The organism is Pseudalkalibacillus sp. A8 (genome assembly GCF_045920555.1).
GTDB lineage: Bacteria > Bacillota > Bacilli > Bacillales > Fictibacillaceae > Pseudalkalibacillus.
Genome location: NZ_CP174509.1, coordinates 1,815,448 through 1,834,946, shown reverse-complemented (window position 1 = coordinate 1,834,946; position 19,499 = coordinate 1,815,448). Strand labels below are relative to the sequence as shown.

Sequence of the window (19,499 nt, the reverse complement as noted above, 5' to 3'; positions counted from 1 at the left end):
TCCCTACTTTCTTATTTGTTATCCAACATAACGTTGTTTCTCTTGTTCAGCTACGATCTTTTCCTCCTCTTGTATTCCGGTCTTACTGTAGATGGTCATTAATACAAGAGCTAAATGAACCGCGATAGCCACACTTGCATATAGGAACGGATGTTGTAAAGTGTAGTTATTTACTAGAAATGTCGCAGCTAACGGCGCAAGCAACAGCCCTATATTTTGAAAGGCAGACATGATCCCGTATTGATAGTGGACATTGCCGCCTCGTTGGAATAGGACGATTTCCAAGCTTGCCTGGCATATTGCCAGTGCCAACCCGAACAGACACCTGAACAACACGAATAGCGGCAAACTGGTCACGATCCCTTGGAAAAGGAGACTGACTGCGAGTATAATCCCTGCAATTTTATACAAGGACGACAGCTTTTCTGTCCTGCATTTTATGATCAACGGTGCAGCCGCCACCGCCATGATACTCGGCACAAGGAACAGCAAGCTGCTTGAAAACACGGATGTATGAAGCTCCTGCTCCGAAAATAACGTGAAAAATGGTCGTACAAGGGTGACTGAAAAATGCAGCGTAAAAATGATCATGGCCATTTTTATAAGAAAGCCGAAGCCAGTTACCCGTTTTCTGATTGCTTCTGGCTCTTTCGCAACAGCAACGAAAGCACTCATCCTACTGAAAACGAGAAAGCAAACTATCGCTTGGATGGCATCCAATGCTGCTGCCCACCAGAAGACGACGAGCGGATCATCCAATTGGATCACCCAGCTGCTTGCCAGAGTAGCCACAACCACTGACGACTGGAAAACAGCGTGATAAAGCCCGGTCACACGCTTTTTCGCCTTCCCAGCATGCTGGATCAGAATCGTGTACAGCAATAAGTAACTGCTTTTAAAAACCAACAGGCAGATTGAAAAAATGAGAAATTGCTGTTCTGTCTGTGACATTGCCATAAGGACGCAAGCTAATGCCGTGCCGGTCTGACCGATCAGCAGCAAACTTTTGGCATCAAACCGTTTTGCGAGCAGTCCCCAAATCGGAGAAATCAATACGACGGTCAGGCGGCATAAAAAAACATACATACCTGTGAAGCTCAAATCGTCAATCCCGAATACTTTTTCAAAGAATTGCGGATAGAATGGCGATAATAATACCTCTGTTCCGACAAACAGGAAGATACAACTGAACAGGATGATAGTATTTAAACGTTGGCCGGCATACATGACGCTTCCAATCCGAATGTCTGGAACACATTTTTCGTCCTTATTGGATAAACTTCCCGTCCAACCAGCGAATTGATGATGACCGCATTCCGATGAGCTCCTAATCCCAAATCCGGTGCGCCGACGCCATGAGTATGCAATTCGCCGTTCTGGATGAAGATTTTATTATTCATCGGTTGGTTCATTTTCAATTCGTAATTTTGTTGGATTTGATAGCGTCCATGCTCATCCCAATCAATCAGATGGTGAAGCCCCTCTAAAAATCCTGGCACGGTCGGTTGATAACCTGTGCCGAGAATGACGATATCTGATTTTTTTACAAATGATTCTTCCGTCAACCTGTGGATAAACTCCAGCTCCCACCGATCACCTATACGCTTGATGTCTGATGCTTCCGTCATCGCCTGCAAACGGATGTCAGGCTGTTCTTCACCTACAGTACGCTCATAGAGCAGATCATAGATTTCCGCAATCGTATCTGTGCTGATTCCTTTATAGAGGAGATCCTGTTCCTGTATCAGCTTGTCCTTCTTATACTGTGGCAGCTTGTAGAAGAAATCAGTGTAATCCGGTGAAAAATATTCAAGTCCAAGCTTGGAATACTCCATCGGGAAGAATCCTTTCGAACGGGTGAACCAGTCCAGCGAATATCCTTTATGTCCCTGTTCTTTCGCAAGATCATAAAATACCTCTGCAGCACTCTGGCCTGAACCGATCACCGTTATGGCTTCCGCTTCTAGGCACCGGTCCTTATGATTCAGGAACTGGGAGGAATGGAAGACAGTATCCCCGAGATGCTCCTTCATGAAAGATGGAACTGATGGTGACGTACCGATCCCGATCAACAGGTGGCGGGCCCGGTAAGTCTCCTTCGTATGGTCACTCATGTTCAAGACTTCCACCTCGTAAATCTGCTCACCATTTTCTACAAGGACCTGAACATTTTCAACTGACCTTCCGAACCGGCATGTATCGAGTTGATTTGACACCCACTTGCAATAATGGTTGTACTCTTTCCGGGGGATATGGAACTTTTCTAAGAAATAAAAATTGTACATCCGTTCATGCTCCTGCAGATAATGGAGAAAGCTGTATTTGCTCCGGACATCCGCCATACTCACCAGGTCAGCAAAGAATGGGACCTGGAGTGTCGTCCCATCGAGCAGCATCCCTGGATGCCAATCGAATTCATGCTTACGTTCAAAAAACAACGCATCAATCTCCGGAACCTCTTCTAAAAGCGCACCCATACCAAGGTTGAACGGTCCGATCCCGATACCGATGGCATCATGTATGGGCTTGGAGTCTTTTGTCGTGACGGTCATGTTGCCGCCTCCTTTCAAACACGTCTCGATGACAGAACATCAACAATCCTGTTTTATCAGGAAGTTCAATCGGTTTTACCCGTTCGAAACTGCATCGCTCAAACACATGGATCATTTTTTCATTCCGGATATCAGGCTCTGCGATGATCTTCGGCGTCTCAGGTACTTGGAACTGATATTCAATGATTGCTTCAAGCATCGGTAACGAATAACCTTTCCCAAGATAATCAGGGTCTCCGATCAACAGGTGGATGCCCTGATCAAATGTATCCGCTTCATAACTTTTTTCTACGACATCCCCTTTGGCCCAATAGGATTCCCAGTAGCTCATCGGCACCCCATCTAGACTTCCTAACAACAGCATTTGATGCTCATCAGCCAACGCTTCCTGTAAATGCTGTGAAAATTTTTCAATTGGATAATCAAGCTGCCAGAACGGAATGACATGCGGTTCATTCATCCATTTGTGAATGAGTTCGAGATCCCGGTCATAATCGACCTTTTCAAAAGAGATTTCTTTTTCGATCCTTGAATCGAAGTAGTGGTAGCTACCTCTCATAAGCAAGTTCAACCTCCTGTACGATTGGATTTCCGATCATCGTATAGACGGATTGCGTTTCCAGAGAACCGACAAGCTCATCCATATCGTGGAAACGCGTCAACAGATTCGCTTTGCAAGGTAAGACTGGCACATTGATCAGACTGTCGATGAACCCAACAGCAGTTCCTTTTTCAATATGTTTTTCAAGTCGTGATCTTAGAATCTGTAAAAGCTTTTCCTCGCCTATCAAGCCACTGACGCCAAAACTGTTGATAAGCCCGAACAGGTGATTGATGAGGAAATAGTAGCGAAGCCTTTCTTCTGCCACTTCATCCGAGCAGATGGTATTGCTTTTACGATTCAGATCAGGAAGCTGTGCTACTAGTAGATCAGCCTTCGATTCGCTGTAGTAATAGCCCTGATTGTCACGATAATAGAAAGTCCGAGGATAACCGTCGTCCAATTGGAGGACCGAATTCTGCTGATGGGCTTCCAATGCGATTCCGTATGTTTCATAGAGCCAGAGAATCGGATCCAAGGAAATTGATAGATACCGGTCGAACCAATTCATGCTCACTTCTTCCGTGCTCCGGTCTTCACGTCTCGCGATTTCCTCCACGATGGCTTGGATCCTCATTTTGCCGCCATAGGCATGATCCTGACATAATCCCGCTATCAAACTCGTGTTTTGATCTTTTTCATAGAAGGGGTTTTCCCGGATGATGACTTCAAAGCCAGTAGAATCCCCCTCCAGATCCAGATTCAAGTAAGCTGGATCCTCAATGATATGGAAATGATCAAATCGTTCCCGTAAATCCTGACCTACTTTCGTGGCTAGCACTCTCGAAACTTCAACTCCGCGGTCAAGCTCTTTCTTCTGGCTGACACGCAATGAATTCGTGATTTTGATCGGGACAGAAAACTTGAACATATACTTCGAATCTTTACTGTAAACTGTCCGGAAAGACGATGTAGCCGTATACTTTTTTCCTAACGGACCGATATATTCGAGCAATCGTCTATCCATGAGGGATTGTACATTTTCCTTTTCAATCAGATGTTTCGCCTGTAGCGGATGCGTCGGGATGAAGAGATCGTCTTCCTTCCCTTGAAGTCGGTGTAACTCAGCCGATTCCTTCAATTCCCGTTTTACAATGGCTGCGGCACTTTCATCCAAACTAGAGTCCTGTGCGACAATCGATGGATCCGCCCGGAAGTAATGCAGTTGAAACTCACCCTTGAGCTCAGGGGAATACAGATGCTCTTCTTTCTCTGAAATCCCCTGCTTGCTTTTTGATGACGGATGCAGCAAATGTCCGAACAACAACGACTGTTCTGATTCAATATAGCTGAAATTCGCATCGGACAATTGGTCTGCATCCAACGCACGTTCTTCCACGTATTTTGTGACATTGCGGCAGCTTAGAATGACCCGCAGCATGAATTCATCTACGGCATACTCCCGGTTCTGTTCGATCAACAATTCTTTTGTGATCAATGAAACAAGCGTGATGTAATCGATGATTCTAAGCGTCTGACTGCCTTCATGACGGTAATGGATTGGAAAAGTGAATATGTGCCGGCCTGTAAGAGACCAGTATTTGACCGGGATGATCAATTCTACTGCTTGATGCTGGAGCACACATTTGATCGTACGCTCTGCTTCTTTTTCGATCGATTGGAGAATCGTTTGGTCAGCTACTTCTTCAAAATTTCCCGTCTCCCTCAGATAGCAATTCAGAAAACTTTGCATCGTGGCTTGTTCTGCAATAGTTTTATAATTTTTCAATGGTTCAACCCCCGTTTACTTGAGTACATTTGTCCATATTGTTCAATCAATGTAAGAATATCCTTGATGTCATTCAGTGTCGTTCTAGGATTCAACAAAGTGAATTTCAAAAAGATCTCTCCCTCAACAGTGGTTTTCGCCATGATTGCCTCACCGCTCTCGAACAGCGTTTGTTGAATTTTTTTATTGAGCAAATCCAAGTCAAGTCCTTTTCCATCAAGCGGTTCATATCGGAATACGACTGTGTTCAAAACTGGATTCCGGTTAAGGATCCTGAAACCAGGACGAAGATAAAGCTCATCTGCAGTCTGTTTGGCAAGCTTGAACGTATGATCGATCATGTCACCGAATGTTTTCGTCCCAATCATCCGTAAGGACATCATCAGCTTCAGAGCATCGAATCGTCTCGTCGTCTGAGTTGATTTCGTTACTAGGTGAAGAATACCATTCTCTTCATCCTCACTCGGATTCAAATAGTCTGCATGGTGCTGGATATACTGGAATGAACGCTTATCTTTGACAAGGAATGCGCCACAGCTGATCGGTTGATAGAAAAGCTTGTGAAAATCGACGGTGATCGAGTCAGCCTGTTCAATACCAGTCAGCTTTTGAAAATGACTGTGGCTGAGGATCAAAGCCCCGCCATATGCTGCATCCACATGGAACCAGAGCCCATATCGCTCAGCAACCTGCCCCATCTCTATCATTGGATCGATACTGCCGAAATCAGTCGTTCCACATGTTGCGACGAGTGCGAAAGGCAATAATCCGTTTTCTTCAAGAGCTGTTAATTTTTCTTCGAGATCGTTCATACAAATTTGCTGCAGATCATCCGTTTTGATGACGATAACCGCATTTTCGCCTAAACCAAGCTGTGATGCTGACTTTTTCACCGTAAAATGAGCATGCTCAGAGCATAGGATCCTCAATCGATTAGCCTGTTCCGGCAGTCCTTCCTTTTGAACATGATGACCCCATTGCTTCCAACAATAATGGTCCCTTGCAAGAAGCAATCCCATATAATTCGATTGTGTTCCTCCGCTCGTAAAGGTGCCATCAGCCTGTCCTCCAAACCCGAACTTCGGAAGCAGCCAGCGTATCAGCTCATGTTCCAAATATGTAGCGGCTGTACTCTGATCCCAGGAATCCATCGACTGATTGAACGCGCTGATGATCATTTCAGCTGCTAAGGCCGGCAGTAAAGGCGGACAGTGCAAGTGCGCGATACTTTTAGTATTGCTGATATTGATATTGCTTTTTAGAAGAGGTTCTTGGATATCCTCCAGTAGTTCATATAAAGATTCTCCATTTTCCTTTACAAGTTGGAGCCTTTGGATCTCACGCCTGATGTCTTCAGGTGCTTTTCCGATGTAAGGTTTTGATTGATCTGTAAACGCCTCGATCAACTTCTCGGTCACCAGCTGGCTTGCATGGCTGTAGGCAGCCACCCCTGCTCCTTCCCCATGGAAAAAGAATGGATCGAAATCATTTGTAAGGTTGTCTGTATCTTCAAATTGAAAGGATGTAGGTTTCATTACTTTTGTAATCATCGAATCACCGTTCTCCAAGTACAGCTGTTACTGCATTCTTGAAAATTGCAGCCACTTCATCGACTTGTTGTTCTGTAATGATCAGCGGCGGTAAAATCCGGACGACACATCCATGACGGCCTCCGACCTCGAGAATGAGACCACGGTTGAAGCATTCACGTTGGATCCGGCTTGCCAGTTCCGGGTTGGCCGCGTGACTTCCATTCGATGCCTGTGTTTCTGCGGGGTCGACCATTTCGGCTCCTATCATCAAACCGCGTCCCCGAACATCACCGATTTCCGGGTACTTTTTCTGCAATTCTTTAAGCATAGCTTGGAGCTTGTCCCCCATACGATCTGCATGTTCTGAGAGGTTGTTTTCTTTGATGTATTGGAGGGTTGCTGTACCGGCGGCCATTGCCATCTGGTTCCCTCTGAACGTTCCGATATGTGCGCCAGGTCCCCATTGATCGAGATCTTTATCATAAATCACGACTGATAATGGCAGGCTCCCCCCGATCGCTTTCGATAGCACGATGACATCAGGTACGATTCCGGCATGTTCGAAAGCAAAGAATTTACCCGTCCGCCCGATACCGGTTTGGATTTCATCGATGATCAAAGGTATGCCCCTTTCTTTCGTTATCCGTCTCATTTCTTGAAGCCATTCTATAGGTGCCGGAACCGATCCGCCCTCCCCTTGGACGACTTCCAAGATCATCGCTGCTGGAGGCAAAATGCCGCTCTCAGGATCATCCAGGAGGTTCTCGATATATTGACTGCTGATTCTATGTCCGTCTTCGCCTTTTACTCCGAATGGACAACGATACACGTATGGGTAAGGAAGAAAATGTACATTCGGCATTAAACCTTGAACATGTTCTTTCGGCCCCAGGTTCCCGCTGATCGCCATCGTTCCATGTGTTGAACCATGATATCCACCATGGAAGGAAAGGATCGAACTTCTTCCAGTCGCGGTTTTCACAAGCTTCAATGCAGCTTCAATCGCATCTCCGCCAGTTGGACCGCAAAATTGGATCTTCGCTCTGTCTCTCATATCGTCCGGAAGAGATGAAAAGATCTCATTCACAAACTCTTCTTTAACAGGAGTAGTGAGATCCAAAGTATGTAAAGGTCTTTTATCCCGGATTACCTGTTCCAACGCTTTAATTACGATCGGGTGATTATGCCCAAGGGCCAGTGTCCCTGCACCTGCAAGGCAATCATAGTAGCGTTTCCCCTCAACATCTGTAACGAAAATCCCCTCCGCTTCTTCAATGGCGATCGGTATCCTTCGAGGGTAGGATCTTGCATTCGATTCCCGACGTTCTTGTTGTTCTAATAAAAATCTATTTGAAGTCTTTTCCATTACTGTCATCTAAATCTTCCTTTCTGATCTTATTGATAATGATTTTCATTTGCGATAACCCCACACTAATTGAAAATGATTATCATCGTCAATCATACTTGAGAACTATTCTCATTATGTTCGGGGGTTCTGAAACTTGTTTTATTGATTCTTAAGGTCCAATTAACCTACACACGAAACATACAACATAAAAAAGCACTGCCCGTCAGGACAGTGCTTATCACTTCTCAGTATCAAATTTTTTCATCAGATATCATAACTAAGACTAAAGACCCATCAATTTATCAATTATCCTGCAAGAATATCTCCTCTAGGGTATCTTATTTTTTCAGTACTTTGTCTTGCCAATGAGAATGCTAATGTCAGCGGACCTATTTTGCCTATGAACATGATCAAAATGATAATGACCTTTCCGATGGCTGTAAGCTCACCTGTCACCCCCATTGACAACCCTACCGTTCCGAAAGCGGAAAATACCTCAAATATCAGTGGAAGCATTGAAGTATGCCTTTCGGTAATACTTAACAACAGGATGGCTGTAAAAATAAACGCAAGGCCTATCGTAGCAATTGCCAATGCCTTTAATAAAAGGTGAGGATCGATGGTTCTCTTCCAAATGACGATTTCATATTTTCCTCTTAAAAAAGTATAGACAGCGAAACAGATGATCAAGAAGGTTGTCAGCTTTATCCCCCCAGCAGTAGAAGCACTCCCACCTCCAACAAACATTAGTAGGAGCATGAGTATGATTGAAGAGTCTTCCATACTTCCGATATCCAACGTGTTGAATCCTGCCGTTCGTGGTGTGACAGCTTGGAAATAAGAAGCGAGAATTTTTTCACCTGATGATAACGGCCCCAGGGTTGCAGGGTTATTGTACTCGAAAATGAAAATGATCAGGAAGGCAAACACATTGATGATCAATGAACCGATGAGCATCAATCTCGTATGGAGACTCAAGTGCCGGAATTCTTTCTCGGCCCATAAATCAGTTAATACCGTAAATCCAATACCACCCGTAATGAATAAGAATGTGATAATGAGATTGACCACCGGATCTCCAACAAAACCCATCAAACTATCAGACCAGATTGAAAAGCCAGCGTTATTGAAAGCAGAAATAGCATGGAATACGCTTGCATATAAACCTTGACCCAAGCCCATTTCAGGAGCCCATCTGATCGTCAAGAGTATGACGGCGATTAATTCACTAATAATTGAAAAAACAAAAAGCCTTTTGACGAGCAGGATGACTCCGCCAATCGTTGTCTGATTCAGTGCTTGTTGGACATACATCCTTTGTCTCATACCGATTTTTTTCCCAATCATCATGAAGATCAAAATCGCAAAAGACATGATTCCAAGACCGCCAACTTGGATCAACAACATGATCACGCATTCTCCGAACACAGTAAAAGCAGTTCCTGTATCGACAGTAATCAGCCCTGTCACCGTCATGGCGGATGTCGATGTAAACAGAGCATCCACCCAACTTATAGGTTCAGTACTAGCAAACGGGATCTTCAAAAGGAAAGTCCCTAAAAGGATGAATCCAAGAAATACGAAGACTAAAAACTGAGGTGGAGTTAGTTTGACATTCGTTAGAAATCTTCTCATTTCTACAAACCTTTCTCCTCAAACCGGTTTAAATTCTTATTAGACCCTATGACGATCAACGTATCCCCTTCTTCCAACCGGACATCTGCAGCCGGGGAAACGATGATTTCGATTCCTTTTTTGATGCCGACGATATTGCATCCATATTTAGAACGTATCCCTAGCTCACCCAGGGATTTTCCGTTCACTTTTCTTGTAGCGCTCAGTTCTACGATACTATGATCAGGTGATAACTCGATGTAGTCGATGATTTTTTCTGAAACAACATGGTGAGCTAGCCGTTTGGCGATATCCCTCTCAGGATGGATGATCCGGTCTGCTCCTATTTTTTCTAATACCATCCGGTGATATTTGGATTGAGCTTTGGCCCAAACCGTTTTGACTCCAATCTCTTTTAAAACGAGGGTCGTCAGAATACTTGACTGGATGTCATCACCAAGTGAGACGATGACGAGATCGAAGTTGCGGATACCTAGAGATTTCAAGACTCCTTCGTCAGTTGAATCAGCGACTACAGTATGTGTCGCAATAGAAGAATAGGCGTCCACTTTATCGGCATTCCTGTCGATCGCAAGAATTTCAGCATTCAAATCTGCAAATTCCTTACATAAGCTTCCTCCAAAGTTTCCTAGTCCGATTAAACCGATTTGTTTTTGAGTGTTGGCCATATACGATTTCCCCTTCATAGCTGTTATCCTTATAATGCTACATTTATCAAAGTGTTATGATGAAATTAATGCATACAAAAAACCACAGAGGCAGAATACCCGTGGTCATTGTTTTTGATCACGTTCATCATCCTCTCTTCACACGCTTACGAGGTTAGCTGTCGGATTCGGGCGTAAAGAGTCGCCCTACCTTTCTAACAAAGGATTCACCCCAAGTGACGTCCGCCACGTGAAATCGGGTCCCCCGCTCCATTAACGAATTCAGCGATAAGAATAAGAAACACTTTATTTTAAGCTCTTTTAAACTTTATTGTTGATATTTACGATCTTCCTCCCTTTCCGCGGGCTTAAAAAAGCGGAAGCGACCACGCTTAGTCACGTAGGTCAATGGAAGACTGACGAGGAGGCAGTTGCCGCCGCAGGAATTCTGAAGTGATCCAAGTGACTGGTCGCTGAGCTAGACATTACTTCTCTGAATTAGCCTTTCCGCAAGTCCCCACTCTTGCACATGGACTCAACACAAAAATGAAATCATTTTCATGTCTACGATGAGAATTCTTAGGAGCTTTCCTTATGCCGGCTTCGACGTTCACCATAAGACCATGGATTAATTTCCATCCTTGTAGTTTTGCGCCGAGTAACCGCAGGCGCAGGACGTACTTGTACAGGATGTACTGACTTCGACGTTCACCATAGGACGTGGTGGTATTTAGTCGAAGTTCATTATTATAGTCGAAGAGCCTTTTTAAAGAGTGCGTGGTCTTGCCTGGCTCACTTTTCCGGCTGGAGTTTCGGGAATTTCGCTAAAATCAACTACTATATTTAAGATGTCCCTTATATTACTCCTGTCTTACATATGCTGTAAAGGATCATTTAAGGCCAAATACCGCCATTTCACTTCATATTTAATTATTTATCTTAAATAACTTTGATTTACTAACCGGAACGTTCATTTCCTCTCTATATATAGTTGAATGATGGAGTTATGTCGTCCGCTGGATCTTTTCGATTAAAGGAATTTCCTCATGTCTATGGAAGTGTATAGAAGAAGCTGTTAACTCATTTAAGTATTTTAATCATAACAGAGGGAAAGAAGGTAAGATTTTTGAAGACATCAACACACGGAGACGTAGAAAGTCTGCATGTAAAAGCAACCGCTGGTCATATGTATTTGAACTATCACCTTTACTATTTCGATGGGATGCTTGTCGATACCGGACCAAACAGCTGTCAGGATGAAATACTGCCTTTTCTGGAGTCGAAAGATATACGTTCCGTCGTATTGACTCATTTCCATGAAGACCACACAGGGAATGCAAGCTGGGTTGAGAGCGAACTTGGTGTGCCATTGTATATCCATCCAATGTCAATTGAATTATGTAAAAAAGATGGCGTCTATCCTGATTACCGCCAAGAATTCTGGGGGCCGAGAAGGGCATTTCAGTCGAGACCTTTACGAACGAGCGTTCAGTCAGATAGCTATACCTGGGAAGCGATCCATACTCCAGGACATTCACGTGACCACCTCGCCTTCTTCAACGAAGAGACGGGCATCCTTTTTTCAGGGGATCTGTTCGTCACGCCGAGACCGAAAGTGTGTATGTGGCAAGAGTCAGTTCCGACTTTGATGGACTCGATCCGCACTGTTTTGTCATATGACGTAAAAGAAATGTATTGTGCTCATGCAGGATATGTCCCGAACGGAAAAGAAATGCTGCAGTTGAAGCTGGATTACCTGATGGAGATGAGTCAAACCATCAAACGTCTCCATGAGAAAGGCTGTTCCATCGAAGAAATTGATAAACAGCTATATCCAAAGGAATCACCGATTAAAGAAGTCTCAAAAAATGAGTGGGACTCGAAACATATCGTACGGTCGATCATTCAAGATGAGCCTTGTTTGATTTGATCGATTCCGTTTTTAAGATAATTCCGGAGTCTTCGGGATAATCTTGAAATTGTAGCGTTATACGCTCATTCGTCGGGATAATACATTAAAAAGGCTGAACACATTGGTGTTCAGCCCTTAGTCTTGATCATCTGTCATATCCATCAACGACGAGATCCAATTTTCCGGTGTCTGGTGCGATTACTAGCCCGTGCACTGGAATGTCATCAGGCAACAGGGGGTGATTGCGTACCATTTCCACACTATTTCTCACACTTTCTTCAACACTGCTGAAGCCACTCAACCATTTTTCAAGGTCAAGACCGGAATGCTTCAAAGTATTGATGGTGTCATCCGAAATCCCACGTTCTTTGAAGTGGCCGATCATTTTTTGGGGTTCAATATTACTCATACCGCATTGGTGGTGACCGATCACAAAAACTTCATCCGCATTCAATTCATAAACGGCGACGAGTATACTCCTCATTACACTTCCAAATGGATGGGAAATGATTGCCCCAGCGTTCTTGATCAATTTGAAATCACCATTGCGCAAGTTCATCGAACGTGGCAACAGTTCAACCAATCTTGTATCCATACAAGAAACAACAACCATCCGTTTGTCTGGAAGGTTTGATGTTTGATAAGGTTCATAAGCTTTTTCTTCTACGAAAGATTCATTATAGTTCAGAATTTCATCTAATAGTTGCATTAAAAAGCCCCTCTCTCCAATAAGATTAGTCAAAACCCACTTATAACTAATATATAAGTTATCTAGAGGAATTTCAAAGGTCTACTCCGAATCTTGTTCTTATAACGCCAATTTTTTTATATGATAGAATAATCATTTGTAACTGTTCGAAGGGGGTACAAACGATATGTACAAGTTTTCATCTATTTGTGTATTTTGTGGATCCAGTTTCGGGACGAGCCCGGTTTATCAGGAGAACGTTGAAAAGTTAGGTACCTTATTGGCACAGAACGGAATTGAGCTCGTATACGGAGGCGGCAACTCAGGATTGATGGGAGAACTCGCCCATGCTGTAATGAGCACCGGCGGAAAAGCGACCGGTATCATTCCGCGAAAAATAAATGAGCAAGTTGAACATTTGGAGTTGTCAGATCTGAAAGTCGTCGATACGATGCATGAACGGAAAGCTCTTATGTATCAGCTCGCAGATGGGTTCATTGCCCTTCCTGGTGGAATCGGGACGATGGAAGAAATGTTCGAGGTCATGACGTGGAACCAGCTAGGTTATCACTTAAAGCCGCTTGGGCTCTTCAATATCGACCATTATTACGATCCACTATATCAAATGCTTCAGCATATGTATAAGGAAGGCTTCGTCAAAAAGCAGCACCTTGAGCAAACTGTCATTGAAGAAGAGGCTGAAATACTATTAAACCGGTTGAATGAGCAGGAAGTCACGCCAATTGATAAATGGGACTGAAGACCACCAGCTGCTGAAGGATCACTTCCAGTCCTTCTTTTTTCATTTTTTTCCATACACTCATTTTTCCAGCAGTACATACGAAATAACTTTAAGATGGGATCAATGTTGAATGCAAGGCGACAGCCTGTTTATACCCCATCATCAATGGGTATTATTTATTTACATTCGAAAAACATCTTAGTGGGTGAATTTAATGATACAAGTGAATAAGAATTGGAAAGATTTTTTCAATAAACCCTATTCATTCTTTTTCGTCGCGGTCATTCTATTTTGGCTAAAGACCTATGTCGTTTACCATATTGAATTTAAACTGGAAATCAAAAATGCACTGCAATCATTCCTATTGTTCATAAATCCGATCAGCTCAGCCCTATTCTTCTTTGGAATCGCCTTATTGATGGCTGGTAAAAAGAGAATAAGGGCGATCCTGCTAATCAATTTTCTATTGTCGATCCTTTTGTACGCCAATGTAGCTTATTACCGATTTTTCAATGATTTCATTACGCTTCCGACTGTGCTTCACACAAATAGTACTGGCGAATTAGGTGACAGTGCTCTAGCGCTTATGAAGTTTACAGATGTGCTTTATTTTACAGACACATTCATTTTGCTAGGTTTGGCACTCTTCAAGATCATCGAACACCAAGCACCTATTTCAAGGAAAAAAATCGGGTTGGTTTTCGTTTCGGCTATTCTGATTTTCTCTGCAAACCTTGGTTTGGCAGAAACTGACCGGCCGCAATTGCTTACACGTTCATTCGACCGGAACTATCTTGTGAAATATATCGGACAATACAATTATCAAATCTACGATGCAATCGTAACGGCAAAATCATCAACGCAACGTGCGATGGCGAGCAGTGATGATTTGTCCGAAGCCAAGGAATTCATCAAGGCGAATCAGACACCACCGAATGAAAATTATTTCGGTGCAGCAAAAGATATGAACGTCATCTATATTTCTTTGGAATCTTTACAGACATTCGTCATCGATGAAAAAATCAACGGGCAGGAAGTAACACCATTCCTGAATAACCTTACGAAGGATCCGAATACGTTCTATTTTGATAATTTCTTCCACCAGGTAGGTCAAGGGAAAACATCAGACGCAGAATTCATGATGGCCAATTCCCTTTTCCCATTACCGAGTGGGGCCGTTTCTATGGAGAAGGCGCAAAATACGTACCAATCTCAACCTGCCATTTTAAACCAGCATGGATACACGACGTCGTCCTTCCATGGAAATACCAAAACATTCTGGAACCGGGACCAGATCTACAAAGCATATGGAATCGAGAAATTTTTCGACTCTGCGTATTATGACATGAATAATGAAGATGTCATCAACTATGGATTGAAGGATAAACCGTTTTTCGAAGAGTCTATTCCTTATCTTAAAAATCTGGAACAACCTTTCCATGCAAAAATGATCACATTGTCGAACCATTTCCCATTTAAAACGCATGAAGGAGATGTCGACTTTCCAACGCCAGAGACGGAAGATGAAGTTGTGAACGGATATTATCAGACCGTACATTATACAGACCAGGCTGTTGAACAGTTTTTCAATGATCTGAAGGAAGCTGGATTGTATGATAACACCATGATTGTCATGTATGGCGACCATTATGGAATTTCTACAAACCATAACAAAGCGATGGAACAATTGATAGGAGAACCGATCACACCATATAAAAATGCACAGCTTCAAAGAGTGCCGCTTTATATTCACATTCCGGGTGTAAAAGGAAAACAAGTCCATGAATATGGCGGGCAAGTCGACGTTCGTCCGACAGTATTACATCTACTCGGAATAGAAGATGAACCATTTTTATCATTCGGGTCTGACCTGCTCTCACCAGAGCATCGGGAAATCGTCCCGTTCCGTAACGGTGACGTGATGACGCCGGAATATTCATCCGTCAATGATAAATGCTATGAAAATCCGAGCGGTAAAGCTGTGGAGAATAAATATTGTAAAGATGCTGTTGAATTCGGAAGAAAAGAGCTGGAGTTATCAGATAACATTGTCTATAGTGACCTCTTGCGTTTTTACAAACCAAAAGGATTCAAGCCTGTAGACCCTTCAGATTATGATTACAGCAAGGATCAAACACAATAAACTCTAAAGTTAAGATCTGCTTTCAGATGATGAAGGCAGGTTTCTTTTTTGGCCGATCGGAACCTCTTGAGATTTTATCCGTTTACCGAATACTCATATGGGGTATTTTTTATGAGACATGCTTTCTTGGAGGGATCTGTCATTTTTTTAACCGTATTTTCGTATTTTGCAGTTACTTTAGGAATTTTGTCTGCTCTCTTCATCCTTATTGATGTAGTCAAAAATCCTCAACCGATGGGGATCATGAATATCGTATGGCCAATCAACGGGCTATACCTGGGTCCTCTTGGGGTATATGCTTATTGGAAAATCGGCAGGGTAAAACAAACGGAGCATCAAAACGATTCCAGGAAGAAAAGCGATAATGTGGATGATCACGAAAAGATGCATGGGGATAAACCTCGTTGGCAAGGGGTATTCGTTTCAACAAGTCATTGTTCCAGTGGATGTGCTTTCGGTGATGCTATTGGTGTGCCGATTGTAACAATGACCGGTTTGACGATTGCTGGTTCAGTGCTATTTTCACATTACACCGTTGAATTCATTCTCGCATATCTTTTCGGGATCTTCTTCCAAGTCTTTTCAATCGTACCAATGAGCAGAAAGATGGGACATGATATTAGTTGGAAAACAGGATTGATAAAAGCGATTAAAGCAGATACATTTGCCTTGCTCGCATTTGAAGTCGGTATGTTTGGATGGATGGCCATCGTTCATTTTTACTTATTCACAGAACCGCCTAAACCAGATACGGTGACCTATTGGTTCATGATGCAGATCGCAATGATACTTGGAACAGCATCCAGTTTCCCAGCAAACTGGCTCTTAGTCAAAAAAGGCATTAAAAGTATGTAATGGAAAAGGGCTGACCCAAAAGTGTCTGACTCTCACTGTTCCTAATAACATTTTGAGAAAAAACACAAAATGTTGTGCTGATAGTGTCTGGCACTATGTTTGGGACAGCCCCTCCTATTTTTGTGGTCTTGCCCATATGAAATACATAAAACCAGCCAGAGCTCTTTCCATTTTCATGACTTCCAGTGGAGATTCCTCCACAAACCCAAGAATATCACGAGCCTGATGGCAACCGATCATTTTATATGCTATCCGATCGATTCCTTTTTGGATCCCTCTTAAAATTCGATTCGTACTTTTCCCATGCTCGAGCATCAAGACTTTTCCGTCCGGCTTACACCATCTCTGAAAGCGGTTCAACACTTCCACCGGGTTTTCATAGGAGCAGAATGATAAGGAAGAAACAATCGTATCGAAGCTGTTCTCTTCAAAATTGATCGTTTCGACATCTGCCTGTTTCAAATCTATCGTGAATGGATAGGAATTAATGGCCTTACTAGCTGCATTAAGCATTTCTGAACTGAAATCGACCCCTGTCAATTCGGTTACATTTTTATAATAAGGGAGGTTCAGCCCGGTGCCGATCGCAACCTCCAGGGTCTTTCCCTCTGCATCAGGAATGATCCTTTTCCGGAATTTTGCTGTAGGATCTTTCTTTTGCAGCTTTTCATATTTTTTGGCTTGCTTATCGAATTTTCCAATGTGAGCGTTTTTATCCAATCATACGCCCCCTTCCTTATTCATCAACTGTTTTCAGGATTTGGCAGCAGGAAGCTCATTACTGCAGCTGCGACAAGAATGATGATCGCATATATGATTGATTGCTGGTAATTCCCCATCATGTCGTATAACATTCCTGGCAAGTAAGAACCGAGCGCTGCACCAATCTGGTGACTGAGAAACAAACCACCTACCACAAGACCGATACTGTAGGTTTTAAAATACTCTGTAGCAAGCTTGATCGTCGGGGCAACCGTGGAAAAGTCGACGATTCCAAACGAAATGCCAAAAAACATCAACATTGCCGGGTTATGATGAAAGAATACCGCTAAATCTGAAAAACCTCCGATGATGAGAAGCAACACCAATGTCATACCACGAATTCCATATAAGAAACCTAGCATCTTCCTGCAATCCCACTTATCCGAAAAATACCCTGACGTGATCGTCCCTGCAAAATTGAATGCAGCTAATAGCCCGATCGTCCAACTGATGACCGCATTCGAGACACCATGATGCTTTGAAAATGGAATCAAGTGGGTATCGATCAACCCGCTTGTCGTTACACCGCAAACGAAGAAAGGGAGCATCAAAAACCAAAACTCCTTCTTTTTCAGCACTTTGAGGAAAACGAACGTCCCTGTTGCACGAATTGGCATTTGAACGGTTTTAGCAGGTCTTTTGACTGTATACCCATAGGGTTGCAAGTCCATTTCAGCTGGCCGGTTTTTGATGAAAAACACGAGCAATGGCAGGAAAATCAGCATCAAGAACAATCCATACGATAACACGGTCGTCTGCCACGTGGTCCAGCTGATGAAATTGAGTGTTGATGGGACGATCAATAACTGTCCTGCAGCCGTCCCAGCAGACAAAATACCTAGTGCCAGGCCGCGTTTTTTCTGAAACCAGTTTGAAATGACGACAGTTCCAGCTACTTGCGAGGCACCGCCAAAACCGATTGATGCGATGATTCCATATAAAAGGAATAATTGCCAAGGGTGATGTGCAAATGCCGTCATGAACATTGCCGTCCCGACGAATATCACACTGCCAACAAAGATCGTTCGAGGACCGACATGATCGATAATTCTTCCGACCACTGGTTGGGAAATACCGAATATGATATAGCTGACCATCCCGACCATGGATATCAATCCACGGTTCGACTGGAAAAAAGATTCCCAAGGTTCAATAAAAGCACCGAATGATAAACGGATCCCCTGTATGGTCAAAAGTGTCAGGAATGCCAGGGCAAGGATGATCCATGCGTAATGTATTCTTTTGTTATAAGCTGTTTGCTGTCCTTGCTCACTGATTGTTTCTGGTCCCTTCATCATATCACCCCCATCTAACCTCATATTAATTCAAAATTCCGACTCTCGGAATAATCATTATGATATAATTGATATAACAAATCGTTATAACCAGGAAGGTGGTTCAGATGACCTTACAACAGTTGCGTTTTTTTATTGAAGTTGCCGAAAAAGGCAGCATGTCAAAGGCCGCAAACAGTCTCTTCATCTCGCAGCCAGCGCTGAGCAAACAATTGAAACAGCTTGAAAAATCATTGAACCAAACTCTGATGATCCGGACGAATATAGGCATCAGGCTTACTGAACAAGGAAGGCTCTTTCTTACGAAAATCGGGCCGTTAGTCGAACAACTCAATTCTGTCATTTGCGAAACCATCAATCCCACTACGTTTCGATTCGGTTCCTTGCCGACCCTGGCATCCTATTATTTTCCGAAAATCGCAAAACAGATGAAATCCCATCAACTGTTTACGGTGCTAGAAAGCAGAAGCACCCAATTATTGGAGTCCCTTCAAAAAGGTGAAATTGATGGTGCGTTCATTCAGGATTTTGAAGAAGGGGATGGAATCCGTGCTCTGACACTTTTTGAGGAAGAATACTTAGTGGCGATTCCTAGCGATCATCCATTCGCTCGCAAACCTCTGATCAACCTTGATGACCTTGATGAGGAAAAAATCATCCTTCCGCTGATCCCTTGTGAAACACGCCTAAAAATAGAAAACATGTTTAAGGAAAATGGAATTTCATTTCAACTGGCACTCGAAACGCCTTATGAAACGATCCTCGGTTATACGGCAGAAGGAATCGGACTATCATTCATACCGGAAATCCAGGCCGAACATGTCCAGCATCATGGTGTCGTTTACCGCCGCTTGGAGCCTGCTGCTCTTAAGAGAACACTCCACTTTGTCACCAAATCCGATCTCGTCTTTGAAATGATCCAACATTATCGAACAAAGGGCAAATTGGTTGAAGAAGTCGTCCCTTCTTGAAAAGGCTTAGGTGGTGGGTCAACCACCTAAGTCTAAGTCCTTTCATTAACCACTTCCCAAAAAATCCGCTTATTACGCTTTTCGTTC

General features: G+C 43.2%; 16 protein-coding genes and 1 riboswitch. Of the genes, 5 read left to right on the top strand and 11 right to left on the bottom strand.

Features of this window, described 5'->3' with window-relative positions:
- Positions 1-18 precede the first annotated feature (18 nt).
- From ACJROX_RS09485 to ACJROX_RS09450, 8 genes are all read right to left on the bottom strand, one after another.
- Positions 19-1,227 (bottom strand): MFS transporter, encoded by a 1,209-nt coding sequence (locus ACJROX_RS09485; RefSeq protein WP_408010511.1) that lies wholly within the window; start codon positions 1,225-1,227, stop codon positions 19-21.
- Positions 1,206-2,552, bottom strand: coding sequence for a lysine N(6)-hydroxylase/L-ornithine N(5)-oxygenase family protein (locus tag ACJROX_RS09480; RefSeq protein ID WP_408010510.1), 1,347 nt, complete (start codon positions 2,550-2,552; stop codon positions 1,206-1,208). The genes ACJROX_RS09485 and ACJROX_RS09480 overlap by 22 nt, the downstream gene beginning before the upstream one ends.
- A complete protein-coding gene (locus tag ACJROX_RS09475; protein WP_408011620.1) occupies positions 2,515-3,078 on the bottom strand; it encodes a GNAT family N-acetyltransferase in 564 nt (187 codons plus the stop codon). The genes ACJROX_RS09480 and ACJROX_RS09475 overlap by 38 nt, the downstream gene beginning before the upstream one ends.
- Before the next feature lie 22 nt (positions 3,079-3,100).
- Positions 3,101-4,882, bottom strand: coding sequence for an IucA/IucC family protein (locus ACJROX_RS09470; protein WP_408010509.1), 1,782 nt, complete (start codon positions 4,880-4,882; stop codon positions 3,101-3,103).
- Positions 4,879-6,432 (bottom strand): pyridoxal phosphate-dependent decarboxylase family protein, encoded by a 1,554-nt coding sequence (locus ACJROX_RS09465; protein WP_408010508.1) that lies wholly within the window; start codon positions 6,430-6,432, stop codon positions 4,879-4,881. Before ACJROX_RS09465 ends, ACJROX_RS09470 begins: the two co-directional genes overlap by 4 nt.
- A gap of 4 nt (positions 6,433-6,436) precedes the next feature.
- A complete protein-coding gene (locus tag ACJROX_RS09460; protein ID WP_408010507.1) occupies positions 6,437-7,789 on the bottom strand; it encodes an aspartate aminotransferase family protein in 1,353 nt (450 codons plus the stop codon).
- Between the two features lie 279 nt (positions 7,790-8,068).
- Positions 8,069-9,397: a TrkH family potassium uptake protein gene (locus ACJROX_RS09455; protein ID WP_408010506.1), complete on the bottom strand. Its 1,329-nt coding sequence runs from the start codon at positions 9,395-9,397 to the stop codon at positions 8,069-8,071.
- Positions 9,398-9,399: 2 nt separating this feature from the next.
- Positions 9,400-10,065, bottom strand: a complete 666-nt coding sequence (locus tag ACJROX_RS09450; protein ID WP_408010505.1) for a potassium channel family protein — start codon at positions 10,063-10,065, stop codon at positions 9,400-9,402.
- 127 nt (positions 10,066-10,192) lie between these two features.
- A riboswitch (cyclic di-AMP (ydaO/yuaA leader) is annotated at positions 10,193-10,342 on the bottom strand.
- An 828-nt stretch (positions 10,343-11,170) separates the two neighbouring features.
- Between ACJROX_RS09450 and ACJROX_RS09445 the strand changes: the two genes are divergently transcribed.
- On the top strand, positions 11,171-11,974 hold the full coding sequence (locus tag ACJROX_RS09445; protein ID WP_408010504.1) for an MBL fold metallo-hydrolase: 804 nt from the start codon (positions 11,171-11,173) through the stop codon (positions 11,972-11,974).
- A gap of 127 nt (positions 11,975-12,101) precedes the next feature.
- On the opposite strand, the gene ACJROX_RS09440 is transcribed toward ACJROX_RS09445, so the two are convergent.
- Positions 12,102-12,665, bottom strand: a complete 564-nt coding sequence (locus ACJROX_RS09440) for a beta-class carbonic anhydrase (protein ID WP_408010503.1) — start codon at positions 12,663-12,665, stop codon at positions 12,102-12,104.
- A 166-nt stretch (positions 12,666-12,831) separates the two neighbouring features.
- Here ACJROX_RS09440 and ACJROX_RS09435 point away from each other — a divergent pair, with 166 nt between their 5' ends.
- The 3 genes from ACJROX_RS09435 (at position 12,832) to ACJROX_RS09425 (ending at position 16,384) form a co-directional block, all read left to right on the top strand.
- Positions 12,832-13,404 (top strand): TIGR00730 family Rossman fold protein, encoded by a 573-nt coding sequence (locus ACJROX_RS09435; RefSeq protein ID WP_408010502.1) that lies wholly within the window; start codon positions 12,832-12,834, stop codon positions 13,402-13,404.
- 196 nt (positions 13,405-13,600) lie between these two features.
- Complete coding sequence (locus ACJROX_RS09430; protein ID WP_408010501.1) at positions 13,601-15,529, top strand: LTA synthase family protein; 1,929 nt, start codon at positions 13,601-13,603, stop codon at positions 15,527-15,529.
- Between the two features lie 111 nt (positions 15,530-15,640).
- The gene (locus ACJROX_RS09425; protein WP_408010500.1) at positions 15,641-16,384 is read left to right on the top strand and encodes a DUF4396 domain-containing protein; all 744 of its coding nucleotides are present in this window, start codon (positions 15,641-15,643) and stop codon (positions 16,382-16,384) included.
- 114 nt (positions 16,385-16,498) lie between these two features.
- Here the strand turns inward: ACJROX_RS09425 and ACJROX_RS09420 are convergent, their stop codons facing one another.
- Both ACJROX_RS09420 and ACJROX_RS09415 read right to left on the bottom strand, forming a co-directional pair.
- On the bottom strand, positions 16,499-17,104 hold the full coding sequence (locus ACJROX_RS09420; protein ID WP_408010499.1) for a class I SAM-dependent methyltransferase: 606 nt from the start codon (positions 17,102-17,104) through the stop codon (positions 16,499-16,501).
- A gap of 23 nt (positions 17,105-17,127) precedes the next feature.
- A complete protein-coding gene (locus ACJROX_RS09415) occupies positions 17,128-18,441 on the bottom strand; it encodes an MFS transporter (RefSeq protein ID WP_408010498.1) in 1,314 nt (437 codons plus the stop codon).
- Between the two features lie 107 nt (positions 18,442-18,548).
- Here ACJROX_RS09415 and ACJROX_RS09410 point away from each other — a divergent pair, with 107 nt between their 5' ends.
- Positions 18,549-19,412, top strand: a complete 864-nt coding sequence (locus tag ACJROX_RS09410) for a LysR family transcriptional regulator (protein ID WP_408010497.1) — start codon at positions 18,549-18,551, stop codon at positions 19,410-19,412.
- Positions 19,413-19,499: the final 87 nt, after the last annotated feature.